Raw genomic sequence first — 25,711 nt, 5'->3', positions numbered from 1 at the left:
GCTAGCCGGGATTCAAGAGGAGTATCGATGAGTAAAGTGAATGTGCTGGTCGTGGACGATGCCCCGTTCATCCGCGACCTGGTAAAAAAGTGCCTGCGCAATGCCTTTCCCGGCGTGGTGATCGAGGACGCGGTCAACGGTCGCAAGGCCATGGCCATGCTGAGCAAGGAACGTTTCGACCTGGTCCTGTGCGACTGGGAGATGCCCGAGATGTCCGGCCTCGAGCTGCTGACCTGGTGCCGCCAGCAGGAAGAGATGAAGACCATGCAGTTCATCATGGTGACCAGCCGTGGTGACAAGGAAAACGTGATCCAGGCCATCCAGGCCGGTGTTTCCGATTTCGTCGGCAAGCCGTTCACCAACGAGCAGCTGCTGACCAAGGTGAAGAAGTCGCTGACCAAGATCGGCAAGCTCGATGCCCTGATGTCCAGCGCGCCGGCGCGGGTCAACTCGGCGTTCGCCAACGACTCGCTCAGCGCCCTGACCGGCGGTCGTCCGGAAGCGGCCAAGGTGACCGCGCCTGCCGCCGCACCCGTGGCAGCAGCGGCCAAGCCGCTGATCAACGCCCCCACGCCAAAGACTGCCGCCGCCGCGGCCCAGACTGGCCGTGGCCAAGGCCAACTGCGCCTGTCCAGCGGAACCCAGCCGTGCATGATCAAGGCCCTGAGCCTGAAAGAAGCCCTGCTGGTGGTGCGCCGCGGCGCCAACCTGCCGCAGGTGCTCGAAGGCGCGGTGCTGGACCTGGAGCAAGGCGAGAATGCCGAAACGGCGCGGCTGAACGGCTACCTGCACGCCATTGCGGCGCTGGAGCCCAAGCCCGAGAGCGACTGGCTGCAATTGACCTTCAAGTTCGTCGACCAGGATGCGCAGAAGCTCGACTACCTGTCGCGGCTGATCGCTCGCGGTACGGCGCAGAAGCACTTCACGCCCGGGGCCTGATGGCCTGGGTTGGATAGGTCGACGTGAACCCTGTGGGAGCATGTTTGCCCGCGAATACGATGGTGCTGTCGCCGACGCATTCGCGGGTGAACCCGCTCCCACAGAGATCAATGCTCTCTGCTTGATCCTCTGAAACTTCCGACCAGCTGTCACAACTTGTCTTTATTCGGGCTGCTAGGCTTCGACAGAACACAACTGTCAAAAAGCCACCATCATGCCGCCCGCCCGCCTGCTGCTGTTCTGTGCCTTGCTCACGGCCTCGGCGTCGAGCCTGGGCATGACCGTCTACAAGACCACCGACACCTTCGGCGTGGTCTCCTATTCAGACCGCCCGAGCCCGGGGGCGAAAGCCTTTGTGTTCCGTGAACCCATGGTCGAGCGCCTGGATGGCCAGGTTCGCCTCAAGACCGAGCCCTTTGCCGGTGGCGTGCGCTTTGTCGCCCGCAACGAACTGTTCGTGCCGATGGAGGTGGAACTGCGCGTGGAGCGCCTGGCCAATGCCCAGGGCGGCAACGCGCCGCGTATCGTCCGGCGCCTGGTGCCGCCGCGCTCGACCCAGGTGCTCAGTGTGGTCCAGGCCCGCCAGGGGGCCGGCCTCAGGTACGACACCAGGTTTCGCTATGCCATGGGTGACCCGGGGCAGCGCCCGCAGGGCTATCGCTATCCCTTCCCCTGGAAGGGCGGGCCGTTTCGCCTGAGCCAGGGGCCCAACGGCCGTTTCAGCCACTTCGGGCCCAAGGGTCGCTACGCCATGGACATCGCCATGCCCGAAGGTACACCGATTATCGCGGCGCGGGGTGGGGTGGTGGTGAAGATCGAGAACAACCAGAGCGGGCGGGGCAACAACCCGGCGGGCAACTTCGTCAGGATCCTGCACCCGGACGGCACCATGGGCGTGTACCTGCACCTGATGCGCGGTTCGGTGGTGGTGGGCGAGGGGCAGCGGGTGGCCCAGGGGCAGGCGCTGGCCAAGTCGGGCAACACCGGCAACAGCAGCGGGCCGCACCTGCATTTCGTGGTGCAGCGCAATGTGGGGTTGGCGCTGGAGTCGATACCGTATCAGTTCGACCGGCCGATTGGCGGGTTACCGGATTTTACTGCCGGCAACCCTTGAGGCTTTCGCGGCACAAGGCCGCTCCTACAGGGGAATGCGATCTACTGTAGGAGCGGCCTTGTGCCGCGATAGGGCTGCAAAGCAGCCCCAGGGATATCAATCGAGCTTGAGCACCTTGGCCAGCACGATCTTCGGTCCTTTCATCTTCTTGATGATGATGCGCAGGCCGTCGACCTCCAGCACTTCCTCTTCCTCGGGCACGCGCTTGAGGGTCTCGTAGACCAGGCCGGCCAGGGTTTCCGCCTCGATATGGTCGAGGTCGACGCCCAGCAGGCGCTCGACCTTGAACAGCGGCGTATCACCGCGTACCAGCAGCTTGCCCGGCTGGTAGGCGAGGATGCCGCGCTCGGTCTTGCGGTGTTCGTCCTGGATATCGCCGACCAGCACCTCCAGCACGTCTTCCATGGTCAGGTAGCCGATCACCTTGCCATCGGCTTCCTCCACCAGCACGAAGTGCGCGCCACCCTTGCGGAACTGCTCCAGCAGCTGGGACAACGGCATGTGCCGCGACACGCGCTCCAGCGGGCGGGCGAGGTCCTCGAGGTCGATGGTCTCGGGCAGGTGGTCCAGTTCGGCCAGCTCCAGCAGCAGGTCCTTGATGTGCAGCAGGCCGGTGAACTCCTCGCGCTCGGCGTCATACAGCGGGTAGCGGCTGAACTTGTGACGGCGCAGCAGGGCGAGGATTTCCTTCAGTGGCGCATGGGCGTCGATGCTGACCATGTCTTCGCGGGAGTTGGCCCAGTCGACCACTTCCAGCTCGCCCATCTCCACGGCCGAGGCCAGCACGCGCATGCCCTGGTCGCTCGGATCCTGGCCGCGGCTGGAGTGCAGGATCAGCTTGAGCTCCTCGCGGCTGTAGTGGTGCTCGTGGTGCGGCCCGGGCTCACCTTGGCCGGCGATGCGCAGGATGGTGTTGGCGCTGGCGTTGAGCAGGTAGATGGCCGGGTACATTGCCCAGTAGAACAGGTACAGCGGCACGGCAGTCCACAGCGACAGCAGCTCGGGCTTGCGGATCGCCCACGACTTCGGTGCCAGCTCGCCGACCACGATGTGCAGGTAGGAGATCACGAAGAAGGCGACGAAGAACGAGATCGCCTTGATCAGCTCGGGGCTGTCCACGCCCACGGCGGCCAGCAGCGGCTCGAGCAGGTGGGCGAACGCCGGCTCGCCGACCCAGCCCAGGCCCAGGGAGGCGAGGGTGATGCCCAGCTGGCAGGCCGACAGGTAGGCGTCGAGCTGGTTGTGCACCTTGCGCAGGATGCTGCCACGCCAGCCGTGCAGCTCGGCGATGGATTCGACTCGGGTGGAACGCAGCTTGACCATGGCGAACTCGGCGGCAACGAAGAAGCCGTTGAGCAGCACCAGGAACAAGGCGAAGAGAATCATGCCGAAATCGGCGAACAACGAGGTGAGGCTGATACCAGGGGAAGGGTCCATGATGGAGTTTTTACGGGGTCCGTCTTTGAATTGAAGAGAAAAAAAGTGCCAGCGATGGCTGGCACGGGGGATCCAATGTAGCGGCTGGAGCCGCAAAAGCAAAGGGGATGCGTCCCATCGCGGGGCAAGCCCGCTCCCACGATCGCTTAGGCAGTGCGTGGGAGCGGGCTTGCCCCGCGATGATTCAGGCTTTGCTTGACACCAATTGCGCCGGCGCGAAGTGGCAGGTAAAGGTGCTGCCATGCCCCGGCACGCTGCTGATTTCCAGGCGTGCGCGATGGCGCATCAGCACATGCTTGACGATCGCCAGCCCCAGCCCTGTGCCGCCGGTATTGGACGCACGGCTTGAGTCGACCCGGTAGAAGCGTTCGGTCAGGCGTGGCAGGTGCTTGGCTTCGATCCCCACCCCCGAGTCCTGCACGCTCAGGTGCGCGCCCTGTTCGTCGGCCCACCAGCGGATGCGGATATTGCCTTCGTCCTGGGTGTACTTGACCGCGTTGAACACCAGGTTGGAGAACGCGCTGCGCAGCTCCGACTCACTGCCCTTGAGACGAATGCCGGGCGTCGCCTCCAGGCTGATGCGCTGGTTGCGCGGGCCTGACAGGGCCTGGGCGTCGTTCTTGATGGCACCGAGCAGGGTGTCGACCAGCACCGGCTGGTTGTCCGAGGGGTAGTCGGTGGCCTCGAGCTTGGCCAGCAGCAGCAGGTCGTTGAGCAGGGTCTGCATGCGCGAGCCTTGCGCGCTCATCTGCTGCAGGGCGCGGCTCCAGCGTGGGTTCACGTCCTCGACATTGTCCAGCAGCGTCTCCAGGTAACCGGTGATCACCGTCAGCGGCGTGCGCAGCTCGTGGGAAACGTTGGCGACGAAGTCCTTGCGCATCTGTTCCAGCTGGTGGATGCGGGTCACGTCGCGCACCAGCATCAGGTGTTCGTTGTTGCCGTAGCGGGTCAGGTGCAGTTGCACGCGCAGGCGGTCGTTGATCGGCGAGGGGATCTCCAGCGGCTCGGCGTAGTTGTCCGACTCGAAATACTCCTTGAAGCGCGGGTGGCGCACCAGGTTGGTCACCGGCTGGCCGCCGTCCTGCGGCGTCTTGAAGCCCAGCAGGGTCTCGGCGGCGCGGTTCCACCACTCCAGGTTGCCTTCGCTGTCGAGCATGATCACCGCGTCGCGCAGGGCGGCGGTGGACTCCTGGACCCGGTCGATCACTGCTTGCAGGCGGCCGCGCACGCGCTGGTCGCGGCGTTGCAGGTGGTAGATGCTGTCGAACACCTCGCCCCACAGGCCGTAGCCATCGGGGGGCGCTTCGTCGGGCTGGTGGTTGCGCAGCCAGTCGTGCAGGCGCAGCAGCTGCTTCAGCGTCCAGCCCAGGTACAGGGCCAGGCCGATGGCCAGGCTCCAGCCGTAGTAGCCGCTGACCAGCCCGCCGATCAGGCAGACGGTGATCAGCAGGAGCATGTGGCGAATCAGGGTCGCGTGCCAGTTCTGGTTCAATTGACAGTCCTTGTACAGCGGGCGCTGGGGCTTCGATCAGCTCTTGGTCGAGAAGCGATAGCCGGTGCCGCGGACGGTTTGTACCAGATTTTCATAGGCTTCACCCAGCGCCTTGCGCAGGCGACGGATGTGCACGTCGACGGTGCGTTCCTCGACGTAGACGTTGCCGCCCCAGACCTGGTCGAGCAGTTGGCCACGGGTGTAGGCGCGCTCCTGGTGGGTCATGAAGAACTGCAGCAGGCGGTATTCGGTGGGCCCCATCTCGGCCGGCTTGCCGTCGATGGTCACGCGGTGGCTGATCGGGTCGAGCAGCAGGCCACCGACTTCGATCGGCGCCTCGCTGTCGCTCGGGCCGGTGCGGCGCAGCACGGCCTTCAGGCGCGCCACCAGCTCGCGGGGGGAGAACGGCTTGGTGATGTAGTCGTCGGCGCCGACTTCCAGGCCCTGGATCTTGTTGTCCTCTTCACCCTTGGCGGTGAGCATGATGATCGGGATGTCGCCGGTCAGTTCGTCGCGCTTGAGGCGGCGGGCCAGCTCGATGCCCGAGGTGCCCGGCAGCATCCAGTCGAGCAGGATCAGGTCCGGCTTGCGGTCGACGATGATGGCGTGGGCCTGTTGCGAGTTCTCGGCCTCGAGGCAGTCATAGCCGGCCATTTCCAATGCAACGGCGATCATCTCGCGGATAGGCGCTTCGTCGTCGACGATCAGAATGTTTCTGCCAACCATGCTCAATTACCTCTCCCAGGAACGGTGTCTTGGCCCGCATTAGATAACGGAATTATTGCAGCTGTGTGACAGGGTGTTGGCCATTCTGGCGACATTGCGTGACTGGGCTAGGCTTCAGGGGGCCGCGAAGGCGGCGCGGACATTCAATCCACCCCCGAAACAATGGTGATTCTAATGACACGACATACGCTGAGCTGGATGGCCCTTTGCGCTGCGCTGGCAGTGCCGGGGGTGGCGTCGGCTCATCACGCCACGGAAAAGGACGGCATGTGGGTCGATCACAACGGCATGACGCTGTACACCTTCGACAAGGATGCCGGCGGCAAGTCCATGTGCAACGGCGAGTGCGCCAAGAACTGGCCGCCGTTGATGGTCAGCGATGGTGAGAAGGCCGAAGGCAAGTGGACGCAGATCAAGCGTGACGACGGCAAGAAGCAGTGGGCCTACGACGGCAAGCCGCTGTACACCTTCGTCAAGGACAAGCAGGCCGGGGAGACCACCGGTGATGGCATGAAGGACGTCTGGCATATCGCCAAGCCCTGAAGGTTGATATTTGACCCTGTGGGAGCGGGTTTACCCGCGAATGCGATGGCGGCGGCACCGCAGCATTCGCGGGTAAACCCGCTCCCACAGAGACGGTGAGCCTCAGCGCAACGCGTAATCCAGCACCACCCCGCCAAAAATCAGCATCCCCGCCCAATGGTTGTGCAGAAACGCCTTGAAGCACGACTCCCGATCCAGCTTGCGCGTCGACCAGAACTCCCAGGCAAAGCACACCGCCGCCGCCAACAGCCCCAGGTGGAACCAGCCGCCCAGCTCGAAACGGTTGCCCGCCAGCAACAGGCAGCCCAGCGACAGCAACTGCAAGGTCAGGATGATCACCCGGTCGGCCTCGCCGAACAGGATGGCGGTGGATTTCACGCCGATCTTCAGGTCGTCGTCACGGTCAACCATGGCGTAGTAGGTGTCGTAGCCCACCGTCCATAGCAGGTTGGCGATGTACAGCAGCCAGGCGCTGGCCGGCAGCTCGCCGCCCGCGGCGGTGAAGGCCATGGGGATACCCCAGGAGTACGCCGCGCCCAGCACCACCTGCGGGTAGTAGGTGTAGCGCTTCATGAACGGGTAGCAGAACGCCAGGGCGACCGCGCCGAACGACAGCCATACCGTGGTAGCGTTGGTGCACAGCACCAGCAGGAAACTCAGCCCCACCAGCAGGGCGAACAGCGCCAGCGCTTCGCGGGGTTTCACCCGGCCGCTGGCCAGTGGCCGGTCAGCGGTGCGCTTGACGTGGCCGTCCACCTTGCGGTCGGCGAAGTCGTTGATGCAGCAGCCGGCGGCGCGCATCAGCACCACGCCCAAACCGAAGATCAGCACGTTGGCCAGGGTCGGCGAACCGTTGCCGGCGATCCACACCGCCACCAGCGTCGGCCACAGCAGCAGGTAGATGCCGATCGGGCGGTCCATGCGGCTCAGCTGGATGAAGTCCCAGGCCCGTGGGTGCAGGCGGTTGAGCGACTTGAGCAGTTGCAGGTACATCAGCGGTTCTCCTCCTTGGCCGCGTGCCACAGGGCGGGCAGGAACACCTCGGCCACCAGCAGGTCGAGGCCGTCGCGCTCGAAGCGCGAGCGCCGCCCCCACAATCCGGCGCCGGCGACCTCGGCGGGCAGCCAGCCCTGTGGATAACTGCACACTTCGATCGGGTGGCGGACGAACGCCTGGTCACAGAACAGCAGCTCGCCCAGCGAGCGGCTGCCCAGGGTCTCCAGGTCCAGCCCGCCGCGTTCCAGCGCCGTGCGACTGGCCACGCTGCGGGCGAACACCCACGGATGGCCGTGGCCGCGCAGGTAGACCTCGCGCACCCAGCCCTGCGCGCCAGGCGCCAGGCCCAAGGCGGCGCACTCGTCGTCGCGCAGGGGCTGCCAGCCTTCGAACAGGGGCGTGACGCTGAAGTGATCGTGGGAGAGACGGGTCAGGCGACGGGTCAGGGAGCCCTCGTCGAACAGCCAGCCCAGGGTCGGCAGGTCGAGGGTGGTCGCCAGCTGCGGATACGCCAGCCACGCGACAGCGGCTGCTTGCGGGGTTTCGTACGGCACGTCGGTATGCTTGATACAGGCCAGAGAGGCGGCGAGCTTAGCATGTTTGCCCGGACTGCTTGCATACTGCTGGCAGGGCCAGTACAAAGCCCCCACGAATTGCGCGGTAGCCCCTTCGCGGGTAAACCCGCTCCCACAGGTACAGTGCAGCCCTCGGGAACTGCGCGTCCCTTGTAGGAGCGGGCTTGCCCCGCGATGAGGCCGTCAGCTGCAACGCATCCTTAAGCCTGACCGAGGAACAGCAGTAAATGAAGAAGTGGCAATGTATTGTCTGCGGCCTGATCTACGACGAGGCCCAAGGTTGGCCGGACGACGGCATCGCCCCCGGCACCCGCTGGGAAGATGTACCGCAAGACTGGCTGTGCCCCGACTGCGGCGTGGGCAAGAGTGATTTCGAAATGATCGCCATCGGCTGATCGCAACCCTGGCTTGAAGAAGGAACGCACGACATGACGTCCCCCGTGGTGATCATCGGTACCGGCCTTGCCGGCTACAACCTGGCGCGAGAGTTTCGCAAGCTCGACGGCGATACGCCGCTGTTGCTGATCACCGCCGACGACGGTCGCTCCTACTCCAAGCCCATGCTGTCCACCGGCTTCGCCAAGCAGAAGGACGCCGACGGCCTGTGCATGGCCGAACCGGGTGCGATGGCCGAGCAGCTCAAGGCCGAGATTCGTACCCATACCCGTATCAGCGGCATCGACCCGGGCCACAAGCGCCTGTGGATTGGCGAGGAAGCGGTGGAGTACCGCGACCTGGTACTGGCCTGGGGCGCGCAGACGGTGCAGGTGCCTGTGGAAGGCGATGCCGGCGAGCTGGTCTTCCCGATCAACGACCTGGAGGACTACGCACGCTTTCGCGCTGCGGCCGCGGGCAAGCAGCGTGTGCTGATCCTCGGTGCCGGCCTGATCGGTTGCGAATTCGCCAACGACCTCAGCCTGGGCGGCCTGCACTGCGAGGTCGTCGCCCCCTGTGAGCAGGTGATGCCGACTCTGCTGCACCCAGCTGCCGCCGCAGCCGTGCAGGCGGGCCTGGAAGGACTGGGCGTGCGCTTTCACCTCGGCCCGGTGCTGACCCGCCTGCAGCGGGCAGGGGAGGCGCTCGAGGCGCACCTGTCCGATGGCAGCGTGATTCCCTGCGACCTGGTGGTGTCAGCCATCGGCCTGCGTCCGCGCACCGACCTGGCGGCGGCGGCGGGTTTGCAGGTCAACCGTGGGGTGGTGGTGGACCGCCAGCTGCGCACTTCACATGCCAATATCTTCGCCCTGGGCGACTGCGCCGAGGTCGACGGCATCAACCTGCTGTACGTCATGCCGCTGATGACCTGCGCCCGTGCCCTGGCCCAGACCCTGGCCGGCAACCCGACCGCGGTGGCCTACGGCCCGATGCCGGTCACCGTGAAGACCCCGGCCTGTCCACTGGTGGTATCCCCGGTGCCGCCCGGCCATGAGGGCACCTGGGTGGTCGAAGGCAGCGGCGCCGACCTGAAAGTGCTCTGCCACGGTGCCGATGGCCAGCTGCTGGGCTACGCCCTGACCGGCGGCGCGGTCATGGAGAAACTGGCGCTGAATCGCCAGTTACCGCCCTTGATGGCGTAAATAGCGGGCGTTCTGTCGGAATTATCCTGTTCTTGCCGCGACAATGGCCGCCCAGATACTGGCGCGGCCCCGGTCGGCGTGCCATCCTCACTGGCGTCTGCCGCAGCCTAGAGCCTGCGGTGCCTTGAACGCTGCTCCCTTCGGCAGCACGGCATAACAACAAGAAATCCCGTCAAAGAGGCTTCACTATGCGTAAACCAGAACTCGCCGCCGTCATCGCCGAAAAGGCCGATCTGACCAAGGAAAAGGCCAACCAGGTCCTCAACGCGATTCTCGACAGCATCACCGGCGCGCTCGACAAGGACACCGTCACCCTGGTCGGTTTCGGCACCTTCGAAAAACGCCACCGTGGCGCCCGCACCGGCAAGAACCCGCAGACCGGCCAGCCGGTGAAGATCAAGGCCAGCAATACCGTCGCTTTCAAACCAGGCAAGAACCTGCGTGACAGCGTCAACGTCCCGGCCAAACCTGCCAAGAAAAAGTGATCGAACAGTTTCACCCGACGGGCGCCTGGAGGCGCCCGTTGCGTTTCTGGTAAGCAAATGCAGCGAACTTGCATAATCAGGGCGAGAAACGGATAAACTGCGCGACTCAGTCACTTTTCATTCGAGGCGTGTTGATGAAGTTTCGCTTTCTTCTCTGGGCCATGGGTCTGCTGATGGCCAAGGCCAGCCGCAACAACCCGGCGTTCCAGCAGCAGTTGCAGGACAAGGACCTGGTCTTCCAGATGCAGACGCTCGATGGCAAGGTCGCCCGGCACTTCATCGTCAAGGACCTGCGCATCAGCAGCAAGGGCGGCCTGCACCCGCAGCCGGCCTTCGCCATCGCCTTCAAGGACGCCGCCTACGGCTTCGCCACGCTGCAGGCCGGCAACAAGCAGCTGGCGTTCATGCAGGGGATCCAGGAGAAGAACATCCAGATCAAGGGCAATCCGGCGCTGGTGATCTGGTTCCAGGGCTTGATGAAGTACCTGAAGCCGAAGAGGAAGGCCTGAGCCCCAGGCGCAGGGCTTCTCTGTAGGAGCGGCCTTGTGCCGCGAATGGGCTGCGTAGCAGCCCCAGCTGGTCTGCGCCATTATTGAAATTGCTGGGGCCGCTTCGCGCCCCTTTCGCGGCGCAAGGCCGCTCCTACAGAGTGATCTTAATGCGAGTGCGGCGCGTGGAACTGCGACGCCAGCTCGCGCAGCAGGGCCTCGGCCTCCAGCACCTTGTTCACCACCTCTTCGGCCTTGTCCCGGGTCAGCCCCAGGCGCTCGAGCAGGGCATCCGGGATCTCGTCCTTCGGCCCCGAGCCGATTCCCCGGGCGCGCAGCAGGCGCGTCGCCAGGCACACCAGGTTGGGGAACGCCGCATAATCGCCGGCGTACGCCGGATCGTGCTGGAAGCGCAGGGCCGTGGACAGCTCGTCGGGCATGTCCCACAGCTTCATCAGCCAGGCCCCGATCTGTTCACGGCTGATCCCCAGCAGGTGCTGTTCCACATAGCTGTGGCACAGGTGCGGGTTGACCTCCAGGTGACGACAGATCAGCGAGAAATGCGGCGGGAAGACGTGGGCCAGCAGCAGGTAACCGAAGTTGTGCAGCAGGCCGGCCAGGTAGGTCAGGCCCGCTTCCGGGCGCTCGGCGCGCGGCATGGCGCGGGTCAGGCCCTCGATCACCGCGGCGGTGTAGATCGACTGCTGCCAGTACGGCGTGGCCTGTTGCGGGTGGTCCTTGGGCAGGCTCAGGGTCTTGCCCAGCGCCAGGCCCAGGGCCAGGTTGATCACCAGGTCGAAGCCCAGCACGCGGACGATGGCGTCCTCCACCGAGCGAATCTTGCCGGGCGAGGCGTAGTACGGAGAGGCAGCCCAGCTGACCACCTGCGCGGCCAAGGCCGGGTCGGTCTCCACCACACCGGTGATGTCGTCGATGCTGGCATTGGGGTCGACGCGCAGCTTGATGATCTTCTGCGCGGTGTCGGCCAGCGGCGGAATCTCGATGGTCTGCTCCAGGCGTTGCTGGATGCGGCGGGCGGTGAAGGCCTGGACGGCGCGGATGACTTCCTTGGGAGGGCCGTCCAACTGATCGAAACTCAGGCGAATATCGCTGATCTGCTGTCCGAAGGTGCTGGCGCTGGCCTTGAACAGCATCTTCTTGAAGGCTGTCCTGCCGATTTCCAGGAGCAGGCCGGCTTCGCCGGACTGGATCAGCAGCGTCTCGTTGTCGAGCAGGCTCTTTTCGTACTGGCACGGCGAGCTGGTCAGGGCGGGAATGGCCGGCAGGGCCTTGAGGTGATGCTTGTCGAGCATCTGCTTCAGGCGCTCCAGCGGCACGGCCTTGAGCTTGCGGCCGGTCAGCTCTTCAAGGCGCTTGAGGTCCAGCAACTGGCTTTGCGGGAACAGCACCATCAAGGCACCGATCTCGTCATCGAGCAGCACGGCCTGCACCCGCGAGGCGGCCGGCAGCCCCGGGTGCTCGGGCACCTCGCGGAAGCTGACGCCGAGCTTGTCGAGCAACAGCCGGATGACAGACGGTGCGTGTAGGGTTGCGGTATCCAGGGCAACTTCAGTCATGGCCTGTATCCAATCATTCTGTAAACGCGAAGTATAACCAGCCTGTCCGACAAGCTGGATCCATTATGGGACGGGCGTCACACCTGGCCATATTGTTGACCGTGGCGCAGCCAGCGATCGAGCAACGGGCTGACGTGGTCGGGCCAGCGTGCCAGCAGGGCCTGGGCGGCGTCGCGTACGGCCGGCAGCAGGTCGGCGTCGCGCATCAGGTCGGCGACCTTGAACTGTAGCAGGCCGGTCTGGCGGGTCCCGAGCATCTCGCCGGGGCCACGCAACTCCAGGTCCTTCTCTGCTATGACGAATCCGTCGTTGGTTTCCCGCATGATGCCCAGGCGCTCGCGGCCGATCTGCGACAGCGGCGGGTGATAGAGCAGCACGCAGTGGCTCACCGCGCTGCCCCGGCCGACCCGGCCACGCAGCTGGTGCAGCTGGGCCAGGCCCAGGCGCTCGGGGTTCTCGATGATCATCAGGCTGGCATTGGGCACGTCGACGCCGACCTCGATCACCGTGGTGGCCACCAGCAGTTGCAGGTCGCCGGCCTTGAACTCGGCCATCACCGCGGCCTTTTCCGCAGGCTTCATGCGCCCGTGGATCAGGCCCACGCGCAGCTCGCCGAGGGCGCTGCCCAGCTCTTCGAAGGTGCTCTCGGCGGCCTGGCAGGTCAGCTCTTCGGACTCTTCAATCAGGGTGCACACCCAGTAGGCCTGGCGGCCTTCGGCACAGGCGGCGCGGACCCGCTCGACCACCTCGAAGCGGCGGCTGTCGGCGACCAGCACGGTGTTCACCGGGGTACGTCCGGGCGGCAGCTCGTCGAGGACCGAGGTGTCGAGGTCGGCATAGGCGCTCATGGCCAGGGTGCGCGGGATCGGCGTGGCGGTCATGATCAGTTGGTGCGGGCACAGCTGGCCCATGACGCCCTTCTTGCGCAGGGCCAGGCGCTGCTGCACGCCGAAGCGGTGCTGTTCGTCGATGATCGCCAGGGCCAGGTGCTTGAACTGCACCTCGTCCTGGAACAGCGCGTGGGTGCCGACCACCATGGGCGCGCCATTGGCGATCTGCTCCAGGGCGCTGGCGCGGGCCTTGCCCTTGAGCTTGCCGGCCAGCCAGGCGACCTCGATGCCCAGCGGTTCGAGCCAGCGCTTGAAGGTGATGTAGTGCTGTTCGGCGAGGATCTCGGTGGGCGCCATCAGGGCGACCTGGTAACCCGCTTCCAGAGCCTGCAGGGCGGCCAGCGCGGCGACCACTGTCTTGCCGGCGCCTACGTCGCCTTGCACCAGGCGCATCATCGGCTCGTGCTGGCTGAGATCGTAGGCAATTTCGTTGCCGACCCGCTGCTGGGCGCCGGTCGGGCTGAAACCGAGGTTGGCCAGGTACTGCGCCGGCAGGCGGCTGGCCTTGGGCAGCACCGGTGCCCGCAGGCTGCGCTGGCTCTCGCGCAGGCGTTGCTGCGAGAGCTGGTGGGTCAGCAGCTCCTCGAAGGCCAGGCGATGCTGGGCCCAGTGATGGCCCTCGGCGAGTTCCTCGAGGTCGGCGTCTGCCGGCGGGTTGTGCAGGTAGCGGATGGCGTCGCTGAGCGGCGCCAACTGGTAGTCGCGGGCCAGTTCGTCGGGCAGCCAGTCGGGCAGGCTGCGCGGGCCGAGCAGGCCGAGGCTCTGCTGGCACAGCAGGCGCAGGCGCTGCTGGGTCAGGCCTTCGGTGGTCGGGTAGATCGGCGTCAGCGTCTGTTCGACCGGCGGCGGTGCTTCGTCGCCGTTCAGCGCCCGGTATTCCGGGTGGTAGATCTCCAGCCCCGAGGCGCCGGGGCGGGCTTCACCATAGCAGCGCAGGTGGGTGCCACGCTTGAGGCCCTCCTTCTGCGCATTGCTGAAATGGTAGAAGCGCAGGCTCAGCGTGCCGCTGCCGTCGCCCAGGCGCACCACCAGGCTGCGGCGCTTGCCCATGGTCACGTCGGCCCCGCTGACCACGCCCTCGATCACCGCGTCCTGGCCTGGACGCAACTGGCCGATGGGCACCACGCGGGTGCGGTCCTGGTAGCGCAGCGGCAGGTGGAACAGCAGGTCCTGCAGGTTCTCCAGACCGACCTTGGCGAGTTTTTCCGCCATGGCGTCGCCTACGCCCTTGAGCGTGGTGACCGGGACGTTCGACAGCTCGGTCATGGGTTCAGGCCGGTTGTTCCACCGGCGGCTTGGCCACCGAGCAGAGGCGGATCGAGTCGGCGAGGATCTCGATGGCCTTCGGCCGCGGGAAGCTGGCGCGCCAGGCGATGGCCACGGTACGGAACGGTGCGGGCGCGGTCAGCGGACGGACTTCGATGACGCCCGGCGCGTAATGATGGCTGTGCACCGCCGACAGCGGCAGGATCGACACGCCCAGGCCCGAGGCGACCATGTGGCGGATGGTTTCCAGCGAGCTGGACTCGACCGTGGTGTGCTTGGAACCCTCGCCGCCCTTGTTCAGCGTCGGGCAGGCCTCGAGCACCTGGTCGCGGAAGCAGTGGCCCTCGCCGAGCAGCAACAGGCTCTTGTCGTTGAGCATGGCGGTGTCGATGGTGTCCTTGGCGGTCCACGGGTGGTCGGCTGGCATCAACGCGCAGAACGGCTCGTCGTACAGCGGCAGGGTCAGCACGTCGGCCTCGTTGAACGGCAGGGCGATGATCACCGCGTCCAGTTCGCCGTTGCGCAGCTTTTCGCGCAGCACGTGGGTGAAGTTCTCTTCGATGTACAACGGCATCTGCGGCGCCACGCGGTGCAGCTGCGGGATCAGGTGCGGGAACAGATAGGGGCCGACGGTGTAGATGGCGCCGACCTTGAGTGGCGCGGTCAGCTGGTTCTTGCCGGCCTGGGCCAGCTCGCGGATACCTTGGGCCTGCTCCAGTACCTTCTGCGCCTGGGCGACGATGCTCTCGCCGACCGGCGTGAGGCGCACCGCGCTCTTGCTGCGCTCGAAGATCAGCACGCCGAGTTCGTCCTCGAGCTTCTTCACGCCCACCGACAGGGTCGGCTGGCTGACGTGGCAACGCTCGGCCGCGTGGCCGAAGTGCTGCTCTTGCGCGAGGGTGACGATGTAGCGAAGTTCGGTGAGGGTCATAACGTGCGTCCATGAAGTTGCGGCCCCAGCATAGCGGCTGCAATCGATAGACGCACGTTATCAGACTTGCCGTTTTGTGACAGAAACAAAAACGTCAGCGTCGGTCCAGCGAGTAGACGAACGGCGCGACGACTTCGATCGTGCCATTGTTCAGCAACTCCGCCGGAGGCTTGGGCACCGTGCCGGCACGGCGGATCATCTCCAGCGTGGCCCGGTCCAGCGCCGCGCTGCCGGAACCGCCGGCCAGCGCGTACGAGACCACCTTGCCTTCGGCGTCGACCACGAAGCGCAGGCGGTTGATGCCCTGCAGTCCGCGACGGCGAGCGTCCTCGGGGTACTTCTTGTACTTGGCCAGGTGACGCAGCAGATCGCTCTGCCAGCTTGGCAGGGCATTGCTGTTGGATGCGATGCTCGGCTGTGGCGCCGCCGACTTCTGCGGTGGCGTGTTGCTCGGCGGCGTGTCCGCGACGTCGTCCTTGGCCGGTGGTTCGTCCTTCGGCGGCTCAAGCTTCTTCTCGGGCTTGGGCGGCTGTGGCTTGGCCTTGGGCTTGGGCGGCTTGGGAATGGCGATCTTCGGCTTCGGTGCCTCTGCCAGCTTCGGCAGTGGCGGTTCCTCGACCGGCGTCGGCGGTTTCGGGGCGGCCTTGGGCGGTGGCGGCGGCGCGGGCTCGGGCAGCGGTGCCAGCTCGACCATCATCGCTGCCGGCGGCAACTCGAGGGCCTGGGGCACCGACCAGTTGAGCGTCAGCAGCACGGCGACTGCGTGCACACCCAGCACGATCGCCAGGCTGCCACCGTAGCGCGCCATGTTTGAGCGCGTTTTCGTCATTTCTTGGCTGCCGTCTCGAGTCCGACCAGGCCGACCTTGAGGTAGCCGGCGGCGCGCATGGTGTTCATCACTTCCATCAGGTCGCCGTAGTCGACGCCCTTGTCAGCCTGGAAGAAGATGGTGGTTTCCTTGTCGCCCTTGGTCTTGGCGTCGAGCATGGCGCCAAGCTGGTCGCGCTGGGCCACCTCGTCGTCGCCGAGGTAGAGCTTCTTGTCGGCCTTGACGCTGACGAACACCGGCTTCTCGGGCCTCGGCGCGGGCTTCGCGGTCGAGGCGGGCAGGTCGACCTTGATGTCGACCGTGGCCAGGGGCGCCGCGACCATGAAGATGATCAGCAGCACCAGCATCACGTCGATGAACGGCGTGACGTTGATTTCGTGGTTCTCGGCGAGGTCATCGCCACCTTCGTTGAGATGCAGGCCCATGGCTTACCCCACTTTCACCATGTGCGGGGCGGCGCGCTCGCTGCCCTGGTGGTCCAGATCGCGGCTGACCAGCAGCAGGACCTGGGCGGAGGCGTCGGACACCTGTGCCTTGTAGCCGGCGATGGAGCGGGCGAAGACGTTGTAGATGACCACGGCCGGGATCGCGGCGACCAGGCCCAGGGCGGTGGCCAGCAGGGCTTCGGCGATGCCCGGGGCGACCACGGCGAGGTTGGTGGTCTGGGTCTTGGCGATGCCGATGAAGCTGTTCATGATGCCCCACACGGTGCCAAACAGGCCGACGAACGGCGCGGTAGAACCGATGGTGGCCAGCACGCCGGTGCCGCTGCTCATGGTCCGGCCGCTGGCGGCCACCAGGCGCTCCAGGCGGAAGCTGACGCGTTCCTTGATGCCTTCCTTTTCGCGGGCGTTGGCCGACAGGCGCATCTCTTCGAGGGCGTCATGCACCAGGGTGTGGGCCAGGGTGCCTTCCTTGTTCGACACCTCGCTGGCCTCTTTCAGGCTCACCGAGCGCTTCAGGGCGGCGATCTCGCCACGCAGGCGGCGCTTGGCGCCCATCAGCTCGAAGCCCTTGGCGATCCAGATGGTCCAGGTGATGATCGAGGCGATGGCCAGGCCGATCATCACGGCCTTCACCACCACGTCGGCGTTCTTGTACATGCCCCATGGTGACAGGTCGTGGGCCATGCCCAGCGAGGTGTCTTCGACCATCGCCTGCACGTTCTCGTCGGCTGGTGCCTGGCCTTCCACCGGAGCATTTGCGTCAGCAGGCGCGGCGATCGGCGCGGCAACCGGTGCCTGGCCTTCGGCAGCTGGCGTGGCCGGGGCGGTGGCAGCGGCGGCTGCCGGGGTAGCGGCGACAGGCTCATCGGCCATGGCTGCCGGGGCCAGTACCAGGCTGAACATCAGCGCGGCAATGGCGCGCCAGGCGCGCGACGGGGTTGGCGAAGCGGAAGGTTGAGTACGTGTCATGCTGGCCGGACCTGATGAAGAGAAATGGGTTGAGTTCTTCAAGGCCTCGAAGCAGGCCGAGAACAGACAGGGCCGCCATTATTGCAAGTAATTCTTGTTAACAAAAGTAATACTGTTGCTTTTTTTGACCTTGGTATAGCCGTTTATCGCGCTAACCCGATAGCCTGTGCCTTTCGCATTAGGAGGTTTGGTATGTCAGACGTTTCAGCTTTGATCGTGGGTTGCGGTGATGTGGGCAGCCGCCTGGCCCGCCAACTGCTTGCTCAAGGCTGGCAGGTCAGCGGCTTGCGCCGTGCGGTCGATCAGCTGCCCGAAGGGGTTCGGCCGATCGCCGCCGATCTGGCCGAGCCGCAGATACCGAGCGCCTGGCCTGAGCAGGGGCCTGATTACCTGGTGTATTGCGTGGCGGCCAGCCAGCACGATGAAGCCGGCTACCAGGCGGCCTATGTCGAAGGTCTGCGCCATGTGCTGGGATGGCTGGCGGCGAAAGGGCAGCGGCCGCGACGCCTGGTGTTCGTGTCCAGTAGCAGCGTGTATGCGCAGCAGGACGGTGAGTGGATTGCCGAAGCGGCAGCCACGCAGCCCGAGGGCTATTCCGGCAAGGTGATGCTCGAGGCCGAGCGGCTGGCGCTGGACAGCGGCATTCCCGCGACGATCGTGCGCCTGACCGGCATCTATGGGCCGGGGCGTGAGTGGTTGCTGAGCCAGGTGCGCCAGGGTTACCGCGTGGCCGAGGAGCCGCCGTTGTACGGCAACCGTATCCATGCCGAGGATGCCGCCGGCCTGATAGCGCACCTGCTGCGCGCCGATGCCCGGGGTGTTGCGCTGGACGACTGCTATATCGGTGTCGATGACGATCCGGCGCCGCTGGCCGAGGTGGTGGCCTGGCTGCGCGAGTACCTGGGCGTTACCCAGTGGTCGGATGAGCAGCGGGTGCGGCGTACCGGCAGCAAGCGCTGCAGCAATGCGCGGGCGCGGGCGTTGGGGTGGGTGCCGCAGTACCCGAGCTACAAAGAGGGGTATGCGGCCATTCTCGAGGGAAGAAACTAACCTTCAAGGCTTGATGCGCCCCCTTGTAGGAGCGGCCTTGTGCCGCGAAAGGGCTGCGAAGCAGCCCCAGCAATCCATGCGGCGCCTCTTGAATCCTGGGGCTGCTTCGCAGCCCTTTCGCGGCGCAAGGCCGCTCCTACAGAGGGCGTGCGCGCTTCAGTCCTTTTCCAGCACCCACTGCCGCGCACCGGCGGTCAGTTGCGGCATTTCATCCGGCTGGGCGCGGTTCACCGCCTGGAAGATCTCCAGGGTGTCGCCGTCGCGCTTGAAGATCCACGGCGCGCCGCGCTGGTTGCGCTCCAGCCACAGGCTGTCGTTGCCATCGCCCATGGTCGCGCAGTCGCCCGCCAGGCACAGGGCGAAGCGGTCGGGGCCGGGCAGGCCGGTGACGTTGCCGGTGTCGCTGAAGCGCACCACGGCGCCCTTGCCCTGGCCTTCGACGATCTTCCAGTCGCCGCCCAGGTATTGCTGGTACAGCGCCTTCTCGAAGCTGCCGCCCAGCGGCGTGTTCTGTGGGCCTTCGCTGCGCACGAAGGTTTGCTGGTGACCGGACGGGTCGATCGCCAGCAACTCGTCGCCGTCGAGCTTGAGCTGTTCGACCAGGCCACCTTCGAAGCTGACCTGCCAGTCTTTCTCGTTGGCGCTCAGACGCCCGTCGGCCGCCTCGAAGCCATTGCTGAAGCTGGCCTGCTGGTTCTTGACGTCGATCTTCCATTCGAACACCGGGCCCTGGGCGTCGAGGGCCTGGCGCAGGCTGGTGCCTTTGCGGGCGGCGTCGATGGCGGCCTGGTTGATCCAGGTGCCGTTGAAGTCTTCGGGTTTGTGGCTGGCGCAGCCGCCCAGGAGCAGGGCTGCCAGCGCGAGAGGCAATGCGTGGCGCATGGGGGAAACCTTGGGGCAGGAGAGGGTGGTGACGGGCGTGGCGCCCGTCACCGGGGGTATTACTCGAGGACCAGGATGGCGTCCATTTCGACCTGGGCACCCTTCGGCAGCGCGGCTACGCCGATGGCGGCGCGGGCTGGGTAAGGCTGTTCGAAGTAACGGCCCATGATTTCGTTGACCTTGGCGAAGTGGCTCAGGTCGGTGAGGAAGATGTTCAGCTTGACGATGTCCTTGAACGAGCCGCCAGCGGCTTCGGCCACCGACTTCAGGTTCTCGAACACCTGGACGGTCTGGGCTTCGAAGCCTTCGACCAGTTCCATGGTCTTTGGATCGAGCGGGATCTGGCCCGACATGTACACGGTGTTGCCAGCCTTGATCGCTTGCGAGTAGGTGCCGATGGCGGCAGGGGCCTTGTCGCTGGTGATGACGGTCTTGCTCATGATGACTCCTTGCGGTTGGCGGACTACGCACGCATCCGGGTGATGCGGACCACGCCGGTCAAGGTGCGCAGCTTCTTGATCACACGGGCCAGGTGCACGCGGTCGTGCACGCTGACCACCAGTTGGACCACGCTGATACGGCCGTCGCGTTCGTCCATGCTGATTTTCTCGATGTTGCCGTCGGCGGCGTTGACGCTGCTGGCCAGCAGCGCGATCAGGCCGCGCTGGTGCTCCAGCTCGACGCGCAGCTCGACGTTGAACTCGCCGGTGATGTCCTTGGCCCAGGAGAGCTGCAGGCACTTCTCCGGGTTGTGGCGGACTTCACTGATGTTGCGGCAGTCTTCCAGGTGCACGACCATGCCCTTGCCGGCCGACAGATGGCCGACGATAGGGTCGCCCGGGATCGGGGTGCAGCACTTGGCGTAGCTGAGCACCAGACCCTCGGTGCCGCGGATCGCCAGCGGGCCTTCCGGCGCCGGCAGCTGCTCGCCTTCGGCGGACAACAGGCGGCGGGCGACCACGTAGGCCATGCGGTTGCCCAGACCGATGTCCTCGAGCAGGTCCTCGAGCAGTTCCAGGCGGTACTCGGCGAGGATCGACTGGATGCGTTCCTGGGGGATCTTCTCCAGGCTGCTGTCGAAGCCGGTCAGCACCTTGTTCAGCAGGCGCTCGCCAAGGCTGATGGACTCGGAGCGACGCTGCTGCTTGAGGGCGTGGCGGATGTGCGTGCGTGCCTTGCCGGTGACCACGAAGTTGAGCCAGGCCGGGTTTGGCCGGGCGCCCGGTGCGCTGACGATCTCGACGGTGGAGCCGCTCTGCAGTGGCTCGGACAGCGGCGCCAGGCGGCGGTTGATACGGCAGGCGATGCAGCTGTTGCCAACGTCGGTGTGCACCGCGTAGGCGAAGTCGACGGCGGTGGAGCCCTTGGGCAGCTCCATGATCCGGCCTTTGGGGGTGAAGACGTAGACCTCGTCCGGGAACAGGTCGATCTTCACGCTCTCGATGAATTCCAGCGAGTTGCCGGCACGCTGCTGCAGCTCGAGGATGCCCTTGACCCACTGACGGGCGCGGGCGTGGCTGCCCTTGGGCTGCTCTTCCTCGTTGGACTTGTACAGCCAGTGCGCGGCGATGCCGTTGTTGGCCATCTCTTCCATTTCGCGGGTGCGGATCTGGATCTCGATGGGCACGCCGTGCATGCCGAACAGCGTGGTGTGCAACGACTGGTAGCCGTTGGCCTTGGGGATCGCGATGTAGTCCTTGAACCGACCCGGCAGCGGCTTGTACAGGTTGTGCACGGCGCCGAGCACGCGGTAGCAGGTGTCGACCTTGTCGACGATGATGCGGAAGGCGTACACGTCCATGATCTCGGTGAAGGCGCGGCGCTTGCCGCGCATCTTCTTGTAGATGCCATAGAGGTGTTTCTGCCGGCCGCTGACCTCGCCCTGGATGCCGTCGGCGGCCAGGCAGTTGGCCAGCGAGGTCTCGATCTTGGCGACGATTTCCTTGCGGTTGCCTCGCGCGCTCTTGACCGCCCGGTGGATCAGCGACGAACGCATCGGGTGCATGGCCTTGAAGCCGAGGTCCTCGAACTCGACGCGCACGGTGTGCATCCCCAGGCGGTTGGCGATGGGGGCGTAGATTTCGAGGGTTTCCTTGGCGATGCGCCGGCGTTTTTCGCCGGACAGTACTTCCAGGGTGCGCATGTTGTGCAGGCGGTCGGCCAGCTTGACCAGGATCACGCGGATATCGCGGGCCATGGCCATGGCCATCTTCTGGAAGTTCTCGGCCTGCGCCTCGGCCTTGGTCTCGAAGTTCATCTGGGTCAGCTTGCTGACCCCGTCGACCAGCTCGGCGACGGTCTCGCCGAATTGCTGGCTCAAGGCTTCCTTGGCGATGCCGGTGTCTTCGATCACGTCGTGCAGCATGGCCGCCATCAGGCTCTGATGGTCCATGTGCATGTCGGCGAGGATGCTGGCGACCGCCAGCGGGTGGGTCACGTAGGGCTCGCCGCTGCGGCGGCGCTGGCCATCGTGGGCCTGCTCGGCGTAGAAGTAGGCCCGGCGAACCAGGTTGACCTGTTCGGGGCCCAGGTAAGTCGACAGCCGTTCGGCGAGGGCTTCTATACCCGGCATGGTTTCACCTCTTGCTGAAGAAGAGGGCCTTGCGCCGCACGGTGTCGACTGGGCATCAATCAGACGGCCTCGTTGTTCTCGTCCTCGAACGCGGCGAATACCGGATCCTCGGTGACGATCTCTTCGGCGGCGATGAACTCTGGCGTGACGATGCCTTCGGCGATTTCACGCAGGGCGACGACGGTCGGCTTGTCGTTTTCCCACGCAACGCGTGGCTCTTTGCCGCCGGTAGCCAGCTGGCGGGCGCGCTTGGTCGAGAGCATGACCAGCTCAAAGCGGTTATCCACGTGTTCCAGGCAGTCTTCAACAGTTACGCGGGCCATGGTCTTCCTCAGTAGCAAATGCGGTAGGCGTGCGCCCAGAATGGGCAGGCGGACTCGATAGTTTAAAAAATCACCAGCCAATAGGGAAGGGCTGTTTTGTCGGGTGTGCCTGTGGCGCTTCTATCGCGGGGCAAGCCCGCTCCCACGTTGCCCGTTTCGGGAACACATTCGTGGGAGCGGGCTTGCCCCGCGATAGGGCCGATCCAGACAACTGGAGCCAACCGCCGATGCCCGACAATAGCGTGCCGTCCATCGCCGACACAACCGCCCCTGACGCGTTAACGCAACATTGCGTCGCGCAGGCGCGGAGTCAGCTCCTCGAACAGCGTCTGCACCGAGCGCAGGGCGCGGCAATCGGGTCGGGTCAGCAGCCACAACTGGGTGTCGCAGCCGGGCAGCGGGCCGCTCAGCGCCTCGACGCCGGGCAGGTCGTGGACCATGTAGTCGGGCAGTGCCGCCACGCCCAGGCCGGTGGTCACCAGTTGGGCGATGGTCGACATGCCGCTGCACTGGTAGCGCGGGATCAGCCCCGGGTGATGCTGGTTACGCCAGACCACCGTGGCGTGGTCCTGCATGGAATCGTCGGGGGCGATCCATGGCACGTTGGCGGCGGACTCCTGCAGGCGCTCGCGCAGCACCGGCAGGCCGCAGACCACGTAGGAGGTCGAGCCCAGGCAGCGGCCCACCAGGTGTTCCGGCGGCGTGTTGGTCAGGCGCAGGGCGATGTCGGCATCGCGGCGACTGAGGTTGGCGAAGGTGTTGGAGGTGCCCATTTCCAGCGACAGCGCCGGGTAGTTGGGCATGAACTCGGCCAGCGCCGGCAGCAGCAGGCTGTGCAGCACCGCCTCGGTGCAGGTCAGGCGCACGGTGCCGCTGACCACCTGCTCACCGCTGGTCAGGGCGATGCGCGCCGCGTCCAGCGCCTGTTCGGCGCGCTCGGCCTGCTCGGCCAGGGCCTGGGCGGTATCGGTGGGCAGGTAGCCCTTGCGGCTCTTGACGAACAGCGCGGTACCCAGCGCCGATTCCAGCCGGCGGATCGAGCGGAAGACCGTGGAAACGTCGACCTTGAGCAGTTCGGCGGCCTTGGCCAGGGAGCGGCCGCGCTCCAGCGCCAGGACCAGTGATAGGTCTGCATGGTTGATCTGATATTGCATCGGTGCACGCTCTGCTTGCCAAAATGCCAATGTCTGTTGCGTTGAGGCCATTTTATAGTGGAACGGCCCCCGGGAATCAATGCAGCCGGTCGGCAACAAGCCCCCCACGATGGGCCAGTTAAAAGAACAACAGCAGCACCATCGTCGCCTGCCAAGGCGTCATCCGCAGTTCCCCACATCGCCGCTCCAAATCGAAGGATGTACAGCCATGACGTCGGTCTCCCCGTGCGCCAGTTCTTCCCGCGAGATGAATGAGTTCCTGGATGCCCATCCGGATACCCAGTACGTCGACCTGCTGATCTCCGACATGAACGGGGTGGTGCGCGGCAAGCGCATCGAGCGCGCCAGCCTGCACAAGGTGTACGAGAAGGGCATCAACCTGCCAGCCTCGCTCTTCGCCCTGGACATCAACGGCTCGACCGTCGAAAGCACGGGCCTGGGCCTGGACATCGGTGACGCCGACCGTATCTGTTTCCCGATTCCCGGCACGCTCTGCGACGAGCCATGGCAGAAGCGCCCGACCGCGCAGTTGCTGATGACCATGCACGAACTGGACGGCGCGCCGTTCTTCGCCGACCCGCGCGAGGTGCTGCGCCAGGTGGTGAGCAAGTTCGACGACCTGGGCCTGGATATCTGCGCCGCGTTCGAGCTGGAGTTCTACCTGATCGACCAGGACAACCTCAACGGCCGTCCGCAGCCGCCGCGCTCGCCGATCTCGGGCAAGCGCCCGCAGTCGACCCAGGTGTACCTGATCGACGACCTCGACGAATACGCCGACTGCCTGCAGGACATGCTCGAAGCCGCCAAGGAGCAAGGCCTGCCTGCCGACGCCATCGTCAAGGAAAGCGCCCCGGCGCAGTTCGAGGTCAACCTGCACCACGTCGCCGACCCGATGAAGGCCTGCGACTACGCGATCCTGCTCAAGCGCCTGATCAAGAACGTCGCCTACGACCATGAGATGGACTCCACCTTCATGGCCAAGCCCTATCCGGGCCAGGCGGGCAACGGCCTGCATGTGCACATCTCGCTGCTGGACAAGAAGACCGGCAAGAACATCTTTGCCAACGACGACCCGCTGCAGAGCGACACCCTGCGCCACGCCATCGGCGGCGTATTGGAGACCATGCCGGCGTCGATGGCCTTCCTGTGCCCGAACATCAACTCCTACCGCCGCTTCGGCGCCCAGTTCTACGTGCCCAACGCACCGAGCTGGGGCCTGGACAACCGCACCGTGGCGGTCCGCGTGCCGACCGACAGCAGCGAGAACGTGCGCATCGAGCACCGCGTGGCCGGCGCCGACGCCAACCCGTACCTGATGCTCGCGGCGATCCTCGCTGGCATCCATCACGGCTTGACCAACAAGGTCGAGCCGGACGCGCCAATCGAGGGCAACTCGTACGAACAGCTGGAACAGAGCCTGCCGAACAACCTGCGCGACGCCCTGCGCGCGCTGGACGACAGTGAAGTCCTCAACCAATACATCAGCCCGGACTACATCGACATCTTCGTGGCCTGCAAGGAGAGCGAGCTGGCCGAATTCGAAGTGTCGATCTCCGACCTCGAGTACAACTGGTACCTGCACACGGTGTAAGCCCATGAGCGCAATTGCGGTCCCCTTGATCGGTGTCAGCGCCTGCCGCCAGCAGGTGGGGAAGAACTCGTCGCACACGGTGGGCGACAAGTATGTCGAGGCCGCAGGCTTTGCCGGGCTGCCGCTGATCCTGCCGGCGCGTGATGGCGGCAGCGACACCCAGGCGCTGCTGGCCCGGCTCGATGGCATTCTTTTTACCGGTTCGCCTTCAAATGTCGAGCCGCATCATTACAATGGCGCCCCCAGCGCGGAAGGTACCCGGCACGATCTTGCACGTGACCGCCTGACCTTGCCGCTGCTGCAGGCGGCCATTGCCGCCGGTGTGCCGGTGTTGTGCATCTGCCGTGGCTTCCAGGAACTGAACGTGGCCCTTGGCGGCAGCCTGCACCAGCGGGTGCAGGAATTGCCCGGCTACCTGGACCACCGTGAACCTGAGGACGCACCCCTGGAGGTGCAATACGGCCCTCGTCACCCTGTCGGCATCGAGCCGGGTGGGGTGTTCGAGCGCCTGGGCCTGGCTGCGCGGTTCGAGGTCAACTCGCTGCACAGTCAGGGCATCGACCGTCTGGCCCCGGGCCTGCGTGTCGAAGCACGGGCCCCGGATGGCCTGATCGAAGCGGTGTCGATGCCTGATGCGCCGGGCTTTGTTGTCGGCGTGCAGTGGCACCCTGAATGGCGTTTCGCCGAAAACCCGGTTTCGCTGCGCCTGTTCGAGGCGTTCCGCGAGGCCTGCATTGCCCATGCTGCACGGGAGGGTGCGCGCCAGGAGCGATTCTGACGTCACCCGAAAGTCTCGGATGACTCACCCCCAAAGCGAGCTTTCAATGAGTGGAAGCGGGCCCTCTACGGCGGGTCTGTG

26 protein-coding genes are annotated in these 25,711 nt (G+C 65.5%); 10 read left to right on the top strand and 16 right to left on the bottom strand.

Annotation, left to right across the window (positions count from 1 at the left end; all coding sequences use genetic code 11):
- Nucleotides 1-27: 27 nt before the first annotated feature.
- Together LU671_RS08425 and LU671_RS08420 are read left to right on the top strand one after the other, a co-directional pair.
- Entirely contained in the window at nucleotides 28-939 is a 912-nt protein-coding gene (locus LU671_RS08425) for a response regulator (protein ID WP_232855404.1), read from the top strand.
- Between the two features lie 214 nt (nucleotides 940-1,153).
- Nucleotides 1,154-2,053, top strand: coding sequence for a peptidoglycan DD-metalloendopeptidase family protein (locus LU671_RS08420; RefSeq protein ID WP_232855403.1), 900 nt, complete (start codon nucleotides 1,154-1,156; stop codon nucleotides 2,051-2,053).
- 96 nt (nucleotides 2,054-2,149) lie between these two features.
- Here the strand turns inward: LU671_RS08420 and LU671_RS08415 are convergent, their stop codons facing one another.
- The 3 genes from LU671_RS08415 to phoB all read right to left on the bottom strand — a co-directional run bounded on the left by LU671_RS08415 (nucleotide 2,150) and on the right by phoB (nucleotide 5,708).
- Entirely contained in the window at nucleotides 2,150-3,490 is a 1,341-nt protein-coding gene (locus tag LU671_RS08415; RefSeq protein WP_203649361.1) for a hemolysin family protein, read from the bottom strand.
- 184 nt (nucleotides 3,491-3,674) lie between these two features.
- A complete protein-coding gene (gene phoR, locus LU671_RS08410; protein ID WP_232855495.1) occupies nucleotides 3,675-4,946 on the bottom strand; it encodes a phosphate regulon sensor histidine kinase PhoR in 1,272 nt (423 codons plus the stop codon).
- A gap of 72 nt (nucleotides 4,947-5,018) precedes the next feature.
- Nucleotides 5,019-5,708, bottom strand: coding sequence for a phosphate regulon transcriptional regulator PhoB (gene phoB, locus LU671_RS08405; protein WP_003253341.1), 690 nt, complete (start codon nucleotides 5,706-5,708; stop codon nucleotides 5,019-5,021).
- A 174-nt stretch (nucleotides 5,709-5,882) separates the two neighbouring features.
- Between phoB and LU671_RS08400 the strand changes: the two genes are divergently transcribed.
- A complete protein-coding gene (locus LU671_RS08400; protein WP_232855402.1) occupies nucleotides 5,883-6,251 on the top strand; it encodes a COG4315 family predicted lipoprotein in 369 nt (122 codons plus the stop codon).
- A 102-nt stretch (nucleotides 6,252-6,353) separates the two neighbouring features.
- On the opposite strand, the gene ubiA is transcribed toward LU671_RS08400, so the two are convergent.
- Complete coding sequence (gene ubiA / locus LU671_RS08395; protein ID WP_232855401.1) at nucleotides 6,354-7,244, bottom strand: 4-hydroxybenzoate octaprenyltransferase; 891 nt, start codon at nucleotides 7,242-7,244, stop codon at nucleotides 6,354-6,356.
- Nucleotides 7,244-7,801: a chorismate--pyruvate lyase family protein gene (locus LU671_RS08390; protein WP_232855400.1), complete on the bottom strand. Its 558-nt coding sequence runs from the start codon at nucleotides 7,799-7,801 to the stop codon at nucleotides 7,244-7,246. Before LU671_RS08390 ends, ubiA begins: the two co-directional genes overlap by 1 nt.
- 248 nt (nucleotides 7,802-8,049) lie before the next feature.
- Between LU671_RS08390 and LU671_RS08385 the strand changes: the two genes are divergently transcribed.
- From LU671_RS08385 to LU671_RS08370, 4 genes are all read left to right on the top strand, one after another.
- Complete coding sequence (locus LU671_RS08385) at nucleotides 8,050-8,217, top strand: rubredoxin (RefSeq protein WP_012312109.1); 168 nt, start codon at nucleotides 8,050-8,052, stop codon at nucleotides 8,215-8,217.
- Between the two features lie 33 nt (nucleotides 8,218-8,250).
- On the top strand, nucleotides 8,251-9,399 hold the full coding sequence (locus tag LU671_RS08380; protein ID WP_203649372.1) for an NAD(P)/FAD-dependent oxidoreductase: 1,149 nt from the start codon (nucleotides 8,251-8,253) through the stop codon (nucleotides 9,397-9,399).
- A 188-nt stretch (nucleotides 9,400-9,587) separates the two neighbouring features.
- Nucleotides 9,588-9,884, top strand: a complete 297-nt coding sequence (locus tag LU671_RS08375; RefSeq protein ID WP_027917040.1) for an HU family DNA-binding protein — start codon at nucleotides 9,588-9,590, stop codon at nucleotides 9,882-9,884.
- A gap of 134 nt (nucleotides 9,885-10,018) precedes the next feature.
- A complete protein-coding gene (locus LU671_RS08370) occupies nucleotides 10,019-10,393 on the top strand; it encodes a helicase (RefSeq protein WP_232855399.1) in 375 nt (124 codons plus the stop codon).
- Nucleotides 10,394-10,539: 146 nt separating this feature from the next.
- Here the strand turns inward: LU671_RS08370 and LU671_RS08365 are convergent, their stop codons facing one another.
- The 6 genes from LU671_RS08365 to exbB all read right to left on the bottom strand — a co-directional run bounded on the left by LU671_RS08365 (nucleotide 10,540) and on the right by exbB (nucleotide 17,280).
- Nucleotides 10,540-11,949: an aminoacyl-tRNA deacylase and HDOD domain-containing protein gene (locus LU671_RS08365; RefSeq protein ID WP_232855398.1), complete on the bottom strand. Its 1,410-nt coding sequence runs from the start codon at nucleotides 11,947-11,949 to the stop codon at nucleotides 10,540-10,542.
- Between the two features lie 77 nt (nucleotides 11,950-12,026).
- Entirely contained in the window at nucleotides 12,027-14,105 is a 2,079-nt protein-coding gene (gene recG, locus LU671_RS08360) for an ATP-dependent DNA helicase RecG (protein WP_203649376.1), read from the bottom strand.
- 4 nt (nucleotides 14,106-14,109) lie between these two features.
- Entirely contained in the window at nucleotides 14,110-15,036 is a 927-nt protein-coding gene (locus tag LU671_RS08355; protein WP_028689956.1) for a hydrogen peroxide-inducible genes activator, read from the bottom strand.
- A 94-nt stretch (nucleotides 15,037-15,130) separates the two neighbouring features.
- Nucleotides 15,131-15,865, bottom strand: coding sequence for an energy transducer TonB (locus LU671_RS08350; protein WP_028689955.1), 735 nt, complete (start codon nucleotides 15,863-15,865; stop codon nucleotides 15,131-15,133).
- A complete protein-coding gene (exbD, locus tag LU671_RS08345; protein ID WP_023632733.1) occupies nucleotides 15,862-16,290 on the bottom strand; it encodes a TonB system transport protein ExbD in 429 nt (142 codons plus the stop codon). The genes LU671_RS08350 and exbD overlap by 4 nt, the downstream gene beginning before the upstream one ends.
- Nucleotides 16,291-16,293: 3 nt before the next feature.
- Nucleotides 16,294-17,280 carry a tonB-system energizer ExbB gene (gene exbB, locus LU671_RS08340; RefSeq protein ID WP_203649378.1) on the bottom strand — a complete coding sequence of 329 codons (987 nt, stop codon included), beginning with the start codon at nucleotides 17,278-17,280 and terminating at the stop codon, nucleotides 16,294-16,296.
- Nucleotides 17,281-17,472: 192 nt separating this feature from the next.
- Here exbB and LU671_RS08335 point away from each other — a divergent pair, with 192 nt between their 5' ends.
- Complete coding sequence (locus tag LU671_RS08335) at nucleotides 17,473-18,330, top strand: SDR family oxidoreductase (protein WP_232855397.1); 858 nt, start codon at nucleotides 17,473-17,475, stop codon at nucleotides 18,328-18,330.
- A gap of 156 nt (nucleotides 18,331-18,486) precedes the next feature.
- Here LU671_RS08335 and LU671_RS08330 read toward each other — a convergent pair whose 3' ends face one another.
- The 5 genes from LU671_RS08330 to LU671_RS08310 all read right to left on the bottom strand — a co-directional run bounded on the left by LU671_RS08330 (nucleotide 18,487) and on the right by LU671_RS08310 (nucleotide 23,261).
- The gene (locus tag LU671_RS08330) at nucleotides 18,487-19,212 is read right to left on the bottom strand and encodes a hypothetical protein (protein WP_232855396.1); all 726 of its coding nucleotides are present in this window, start codon (nucleotides 19,210-19,212) and stop codon (nucleotides 18,487-18,489) included.
- 59 nt (nucleotides 19,213-19,271) lie between these two features.
- Nucleotides 19,272-19,652 (bottom strand): RidA family protein, encoded by a 381-nt coding sequence (locus tag LU671_RS08325; protein WP_028689951.1) that lies wholly within the window; start codon nucleotides 19,650-19,652, stop codon nucleotides 19,272-19,274.
- Between the two features lie 23 nt (nucleotides 19,653-19,675).
- A complete protein-coding gene (gene spoT / locus LU671_RS08320) occupies nucleotides 19,676-21,784 on the bottom strand; it encodes a bifunctional GTP diphosphokinase/guanosine-3',5'-bis pyrophosphate 3'-pyrophosphohydrolase (RefSeq protein WP_028689950.1) in 2,109 nt (702 codons plus the stop codon).
- 59 nt (nucleotides 21,785-21,843) lie between these two features.
- Complete coding sequence (rpoZ, locus tag LU671_RS08315) at nucleotides 21,844-22,107, bottom strand: DNA-directed RNA polymerase subunit omega (RefSeq protein ID WP_008091595.1); 264 nt, start codon at nucleotides 22,105-22,107, stop codon at nucleotides 21,844-21,846.
- Between the two features lie 278 nt (nucleotides 22,108-22,385).
- The gene (locus LU671_RS08310) at nucleotides 22,386-23,261 is read right to left on the bottom strand and encodes a LysR family transcriptional regulator (protein ID WP_203649385.1); all 876 of its coding nucleotides are present in this window, start codon (nucleotides 23,259-23,261) and stop codon (nucleotides 22,386-22,388) included.
- A gap of 208 nt (nucleotides 23,262-23,469) precedes the next feature.
- Here LU671_RS08310 and LU671_RS08305 point away from each other — a divergent pair, with 208 nt between their 5' ends.
- Both LU671_RS08305 and LU671_RS08300 read left to right on the top strand, forming a co-directional pair.
- Nucleotides 23,470-24,852 carry a glutamine synthetase family protein gene (locus LU671_RS08305; RefSeq protein WP_203649387.1) on the top strand — a complete coding sequence of 461 codons (1,383 nt, stop codon included), beginning with the start codon at nucleotides 23,470-23,472 and terminating at the stop codon, nucleotides 24,850-24,852.
- 4 nt (nucleotides 24,853-24,856) lie between these two features.
- Nucleotides 24,857-25,630, top strand: a complete 774-nt coding sequence (locus LU671_RS08300) for a gamma-glutamyl-gamma-aminobutyrate hydrolase family protein (RefSeq protein ID WP_203649389.1) — start codon at nucleotides 24,857-24,859, stop codon at nucleotides 25,628-25,630.
- The last annotated feature ends 81 nt before the right edge of the window (nucleotides 25,631-25,711 follow it).

The organism is Pseudomonas sp. NMI760_13, from assembly GCF_021283245.1.
GTDB classification, from domain to species: domain Bacteria; phylum Pseudomonadota; class Gammaproteobacteria; order Pseudomonadales; family Pseudomonadaceae; genus Aquipseudomonas; species Aquipseudomonas peradeniyensis.
The sequence above is the reverse complement of the archived record's forward strand: the minus strand, read 5'-3'. Positions and strand labels throughout refer to the sequence as shown.

Bases quoted from the DNA above. Each gene is read 5' to 3' on its own strand.
- LU671_RS08370 (WP_232855399.1), top strand. From the start codon at position 10,019: ATGAAGTTTCGCTTTCTTCTCTGGGCCATGGGTCTGCTGATGGCCAAG.
- LU671_RS08385 (WP_012312109.1), top strand. From the start codon at position 8,050: ATGAAGAAGTGGCAATGTATTGTCTGCGGCCTGATCTACGACGAGGCC.
- LU671_RS08305 (WP_203649387.1), top strand. From the start codon at position 23,470: ATGACGTCGGTCTCCCCGTGCGCCAGTTCTTCCCGCGAGATGAATGAG.
- LU671_RS08330 (WP_232855396.1), bottom strand. From the start codon at position 19,212: ATGCGCCACGCATTGCCTCTCGCGCTGGCAGCCCTGCTCCTGGGCGGC.
- phoB (WP_003253341.1), bottom strand. From the start codon at position 5,708: ATGGTTGGCAGAAACATTCTGATCGTCGACGACGAAGCGCCTATCCGC.
- LU671_RS08310 (WP_203649385.1), bottom strand. From the start codon at position 23,261: ATGCAATATCAGATCAACCATGCAGACCTATCACTGGTCCTGGCGCTG.
- phoR (WP_232855495.1), bottom strand. From the start codon at position 4,946: ATGCTCCTGCTGATCACCGTCTGCCTGATCGGCGGGCTGGTCAGCGGC.
- recG (WP_203649376.1), bottom strand. From the start codon at position 14,105: ATGACCGAGCTGTCGAACGTCCCGGTCACCACGCTCAAGGGCGTAGGC.
- LU671_RS08350 (WP_028689955.1), bottom strand. From the start codon at position 15,865: ATGACGAAAACGCGCTCAAACATGGCGCGCTACGGTGGCAGCCTGGCG.
- LU671_RS08335 (WP_232855397.1), top strand. From the start codon at position 17,473: ATGTCAGACGTTTCAGCTTTGATCGTGGGTTGCGGTGATGTGGGCAGC.
- LU671_RS08355 (WP_028689956.1), bottom strand. From the start codon at position 15,036: ATGACCCTCACCGAACTTCGCTACATCGTCACCCTCGCGCAAGAGCAG.
- LU671_RS08400 (WP_232855402.1), top strand. From the start codon at position 5,883: ATGACACGACATACGCTGAGCTGGATGGCCCTTTGCGCTGCGCTGGCA.
- LU671_RS08425 (WP_232855404.1), top strand. From the start codon at position 28: ATGAGTAAAGTGAATGTGCTGGTCGTGGACGATGCCCCGTTCATCCGC.
- ubiA (WP_232855401.1), bottom strand. From the start codon at position 7,244: ATGTACCTGCAACTGCTCAAGTCGCTCAACCGCCTGCACCCACGGGCC.
- LU671_RS08365 (WP_232855398.1), bottom strand. From the start codon at position 11,949: ATGACTGAAGTTGCCCTGGATACCGCAACCCTACACGCACCGTCTGTC.
- LU671_RS08300 (WP_203649389.1), top strand. From the start codon at position 24,857: ATGAGCGCAATTGCGGTCCCCTTGATCGGTGTCAGCGCCTGCCGCCAG.
- LU671_RS08415 (WP_203649361.1), bottom strand. From the start codon at position 3,490: ATGGACCCTTCCCCTGGTATCAGCCTCACCTCGTTGTTCGCCGATTTC.
- spoT (WP_028689950.1), bottom strand. From the start codon at position 21,784: ATGCCGGGTATAGAAGCCCTCGCCGAACGGCTGTCGACTTACCTGGGC.
- LU671_RS08380 (WP_203649372.1), top strand. From the start codon at position 8,251: ATGACGTCCCCCGTGGTGATCATCGGTACCGGCCTTGCCGGCTACAAC.
- LU671_RS08420 (WP_232855403.1), top strand. From the start codon at position 1,154: ATGCCGCCCGCCCGCCTGCTGCTGTTCTGTGCCTTGCTCACGGCCTCG.
- LU671_RS08375 (WP_027917040.1), top strand. From the start codon at position 9,588: ATGCGTAAACCAGAACTCGCCGCCGTCATCGCCGAAAAGGCCGATCTG.
- exbD (WP_023632733.1), bottom strand. From the start codon at position 16,290: ATGGGCCTGCATCTCAACGAAGGTGGCGATGACCTCGCCGAGAACCAC.
- LU671_RS08325 (WP_028689951.1), bottom strand. From the start codon at position 19,652: ATGAGCAAGACCGTCATCACCAGCGACAAGGCCCCTGCCGCCATCGGC.
- rpoZ (WP_008091595.1), bottom strand. From the start codon at position 22,107: ATGGCCCGCGTAACTGTTGAAGACTGCCTGGAACACGTGGATAACCGC.
- exbB (WP_203649378.1), bottom strand. From the start codon at position 17,280: ATGACACGTACTCAACCTTCCGCTTCGCCAACCCCGTCGCGCGCCTGG.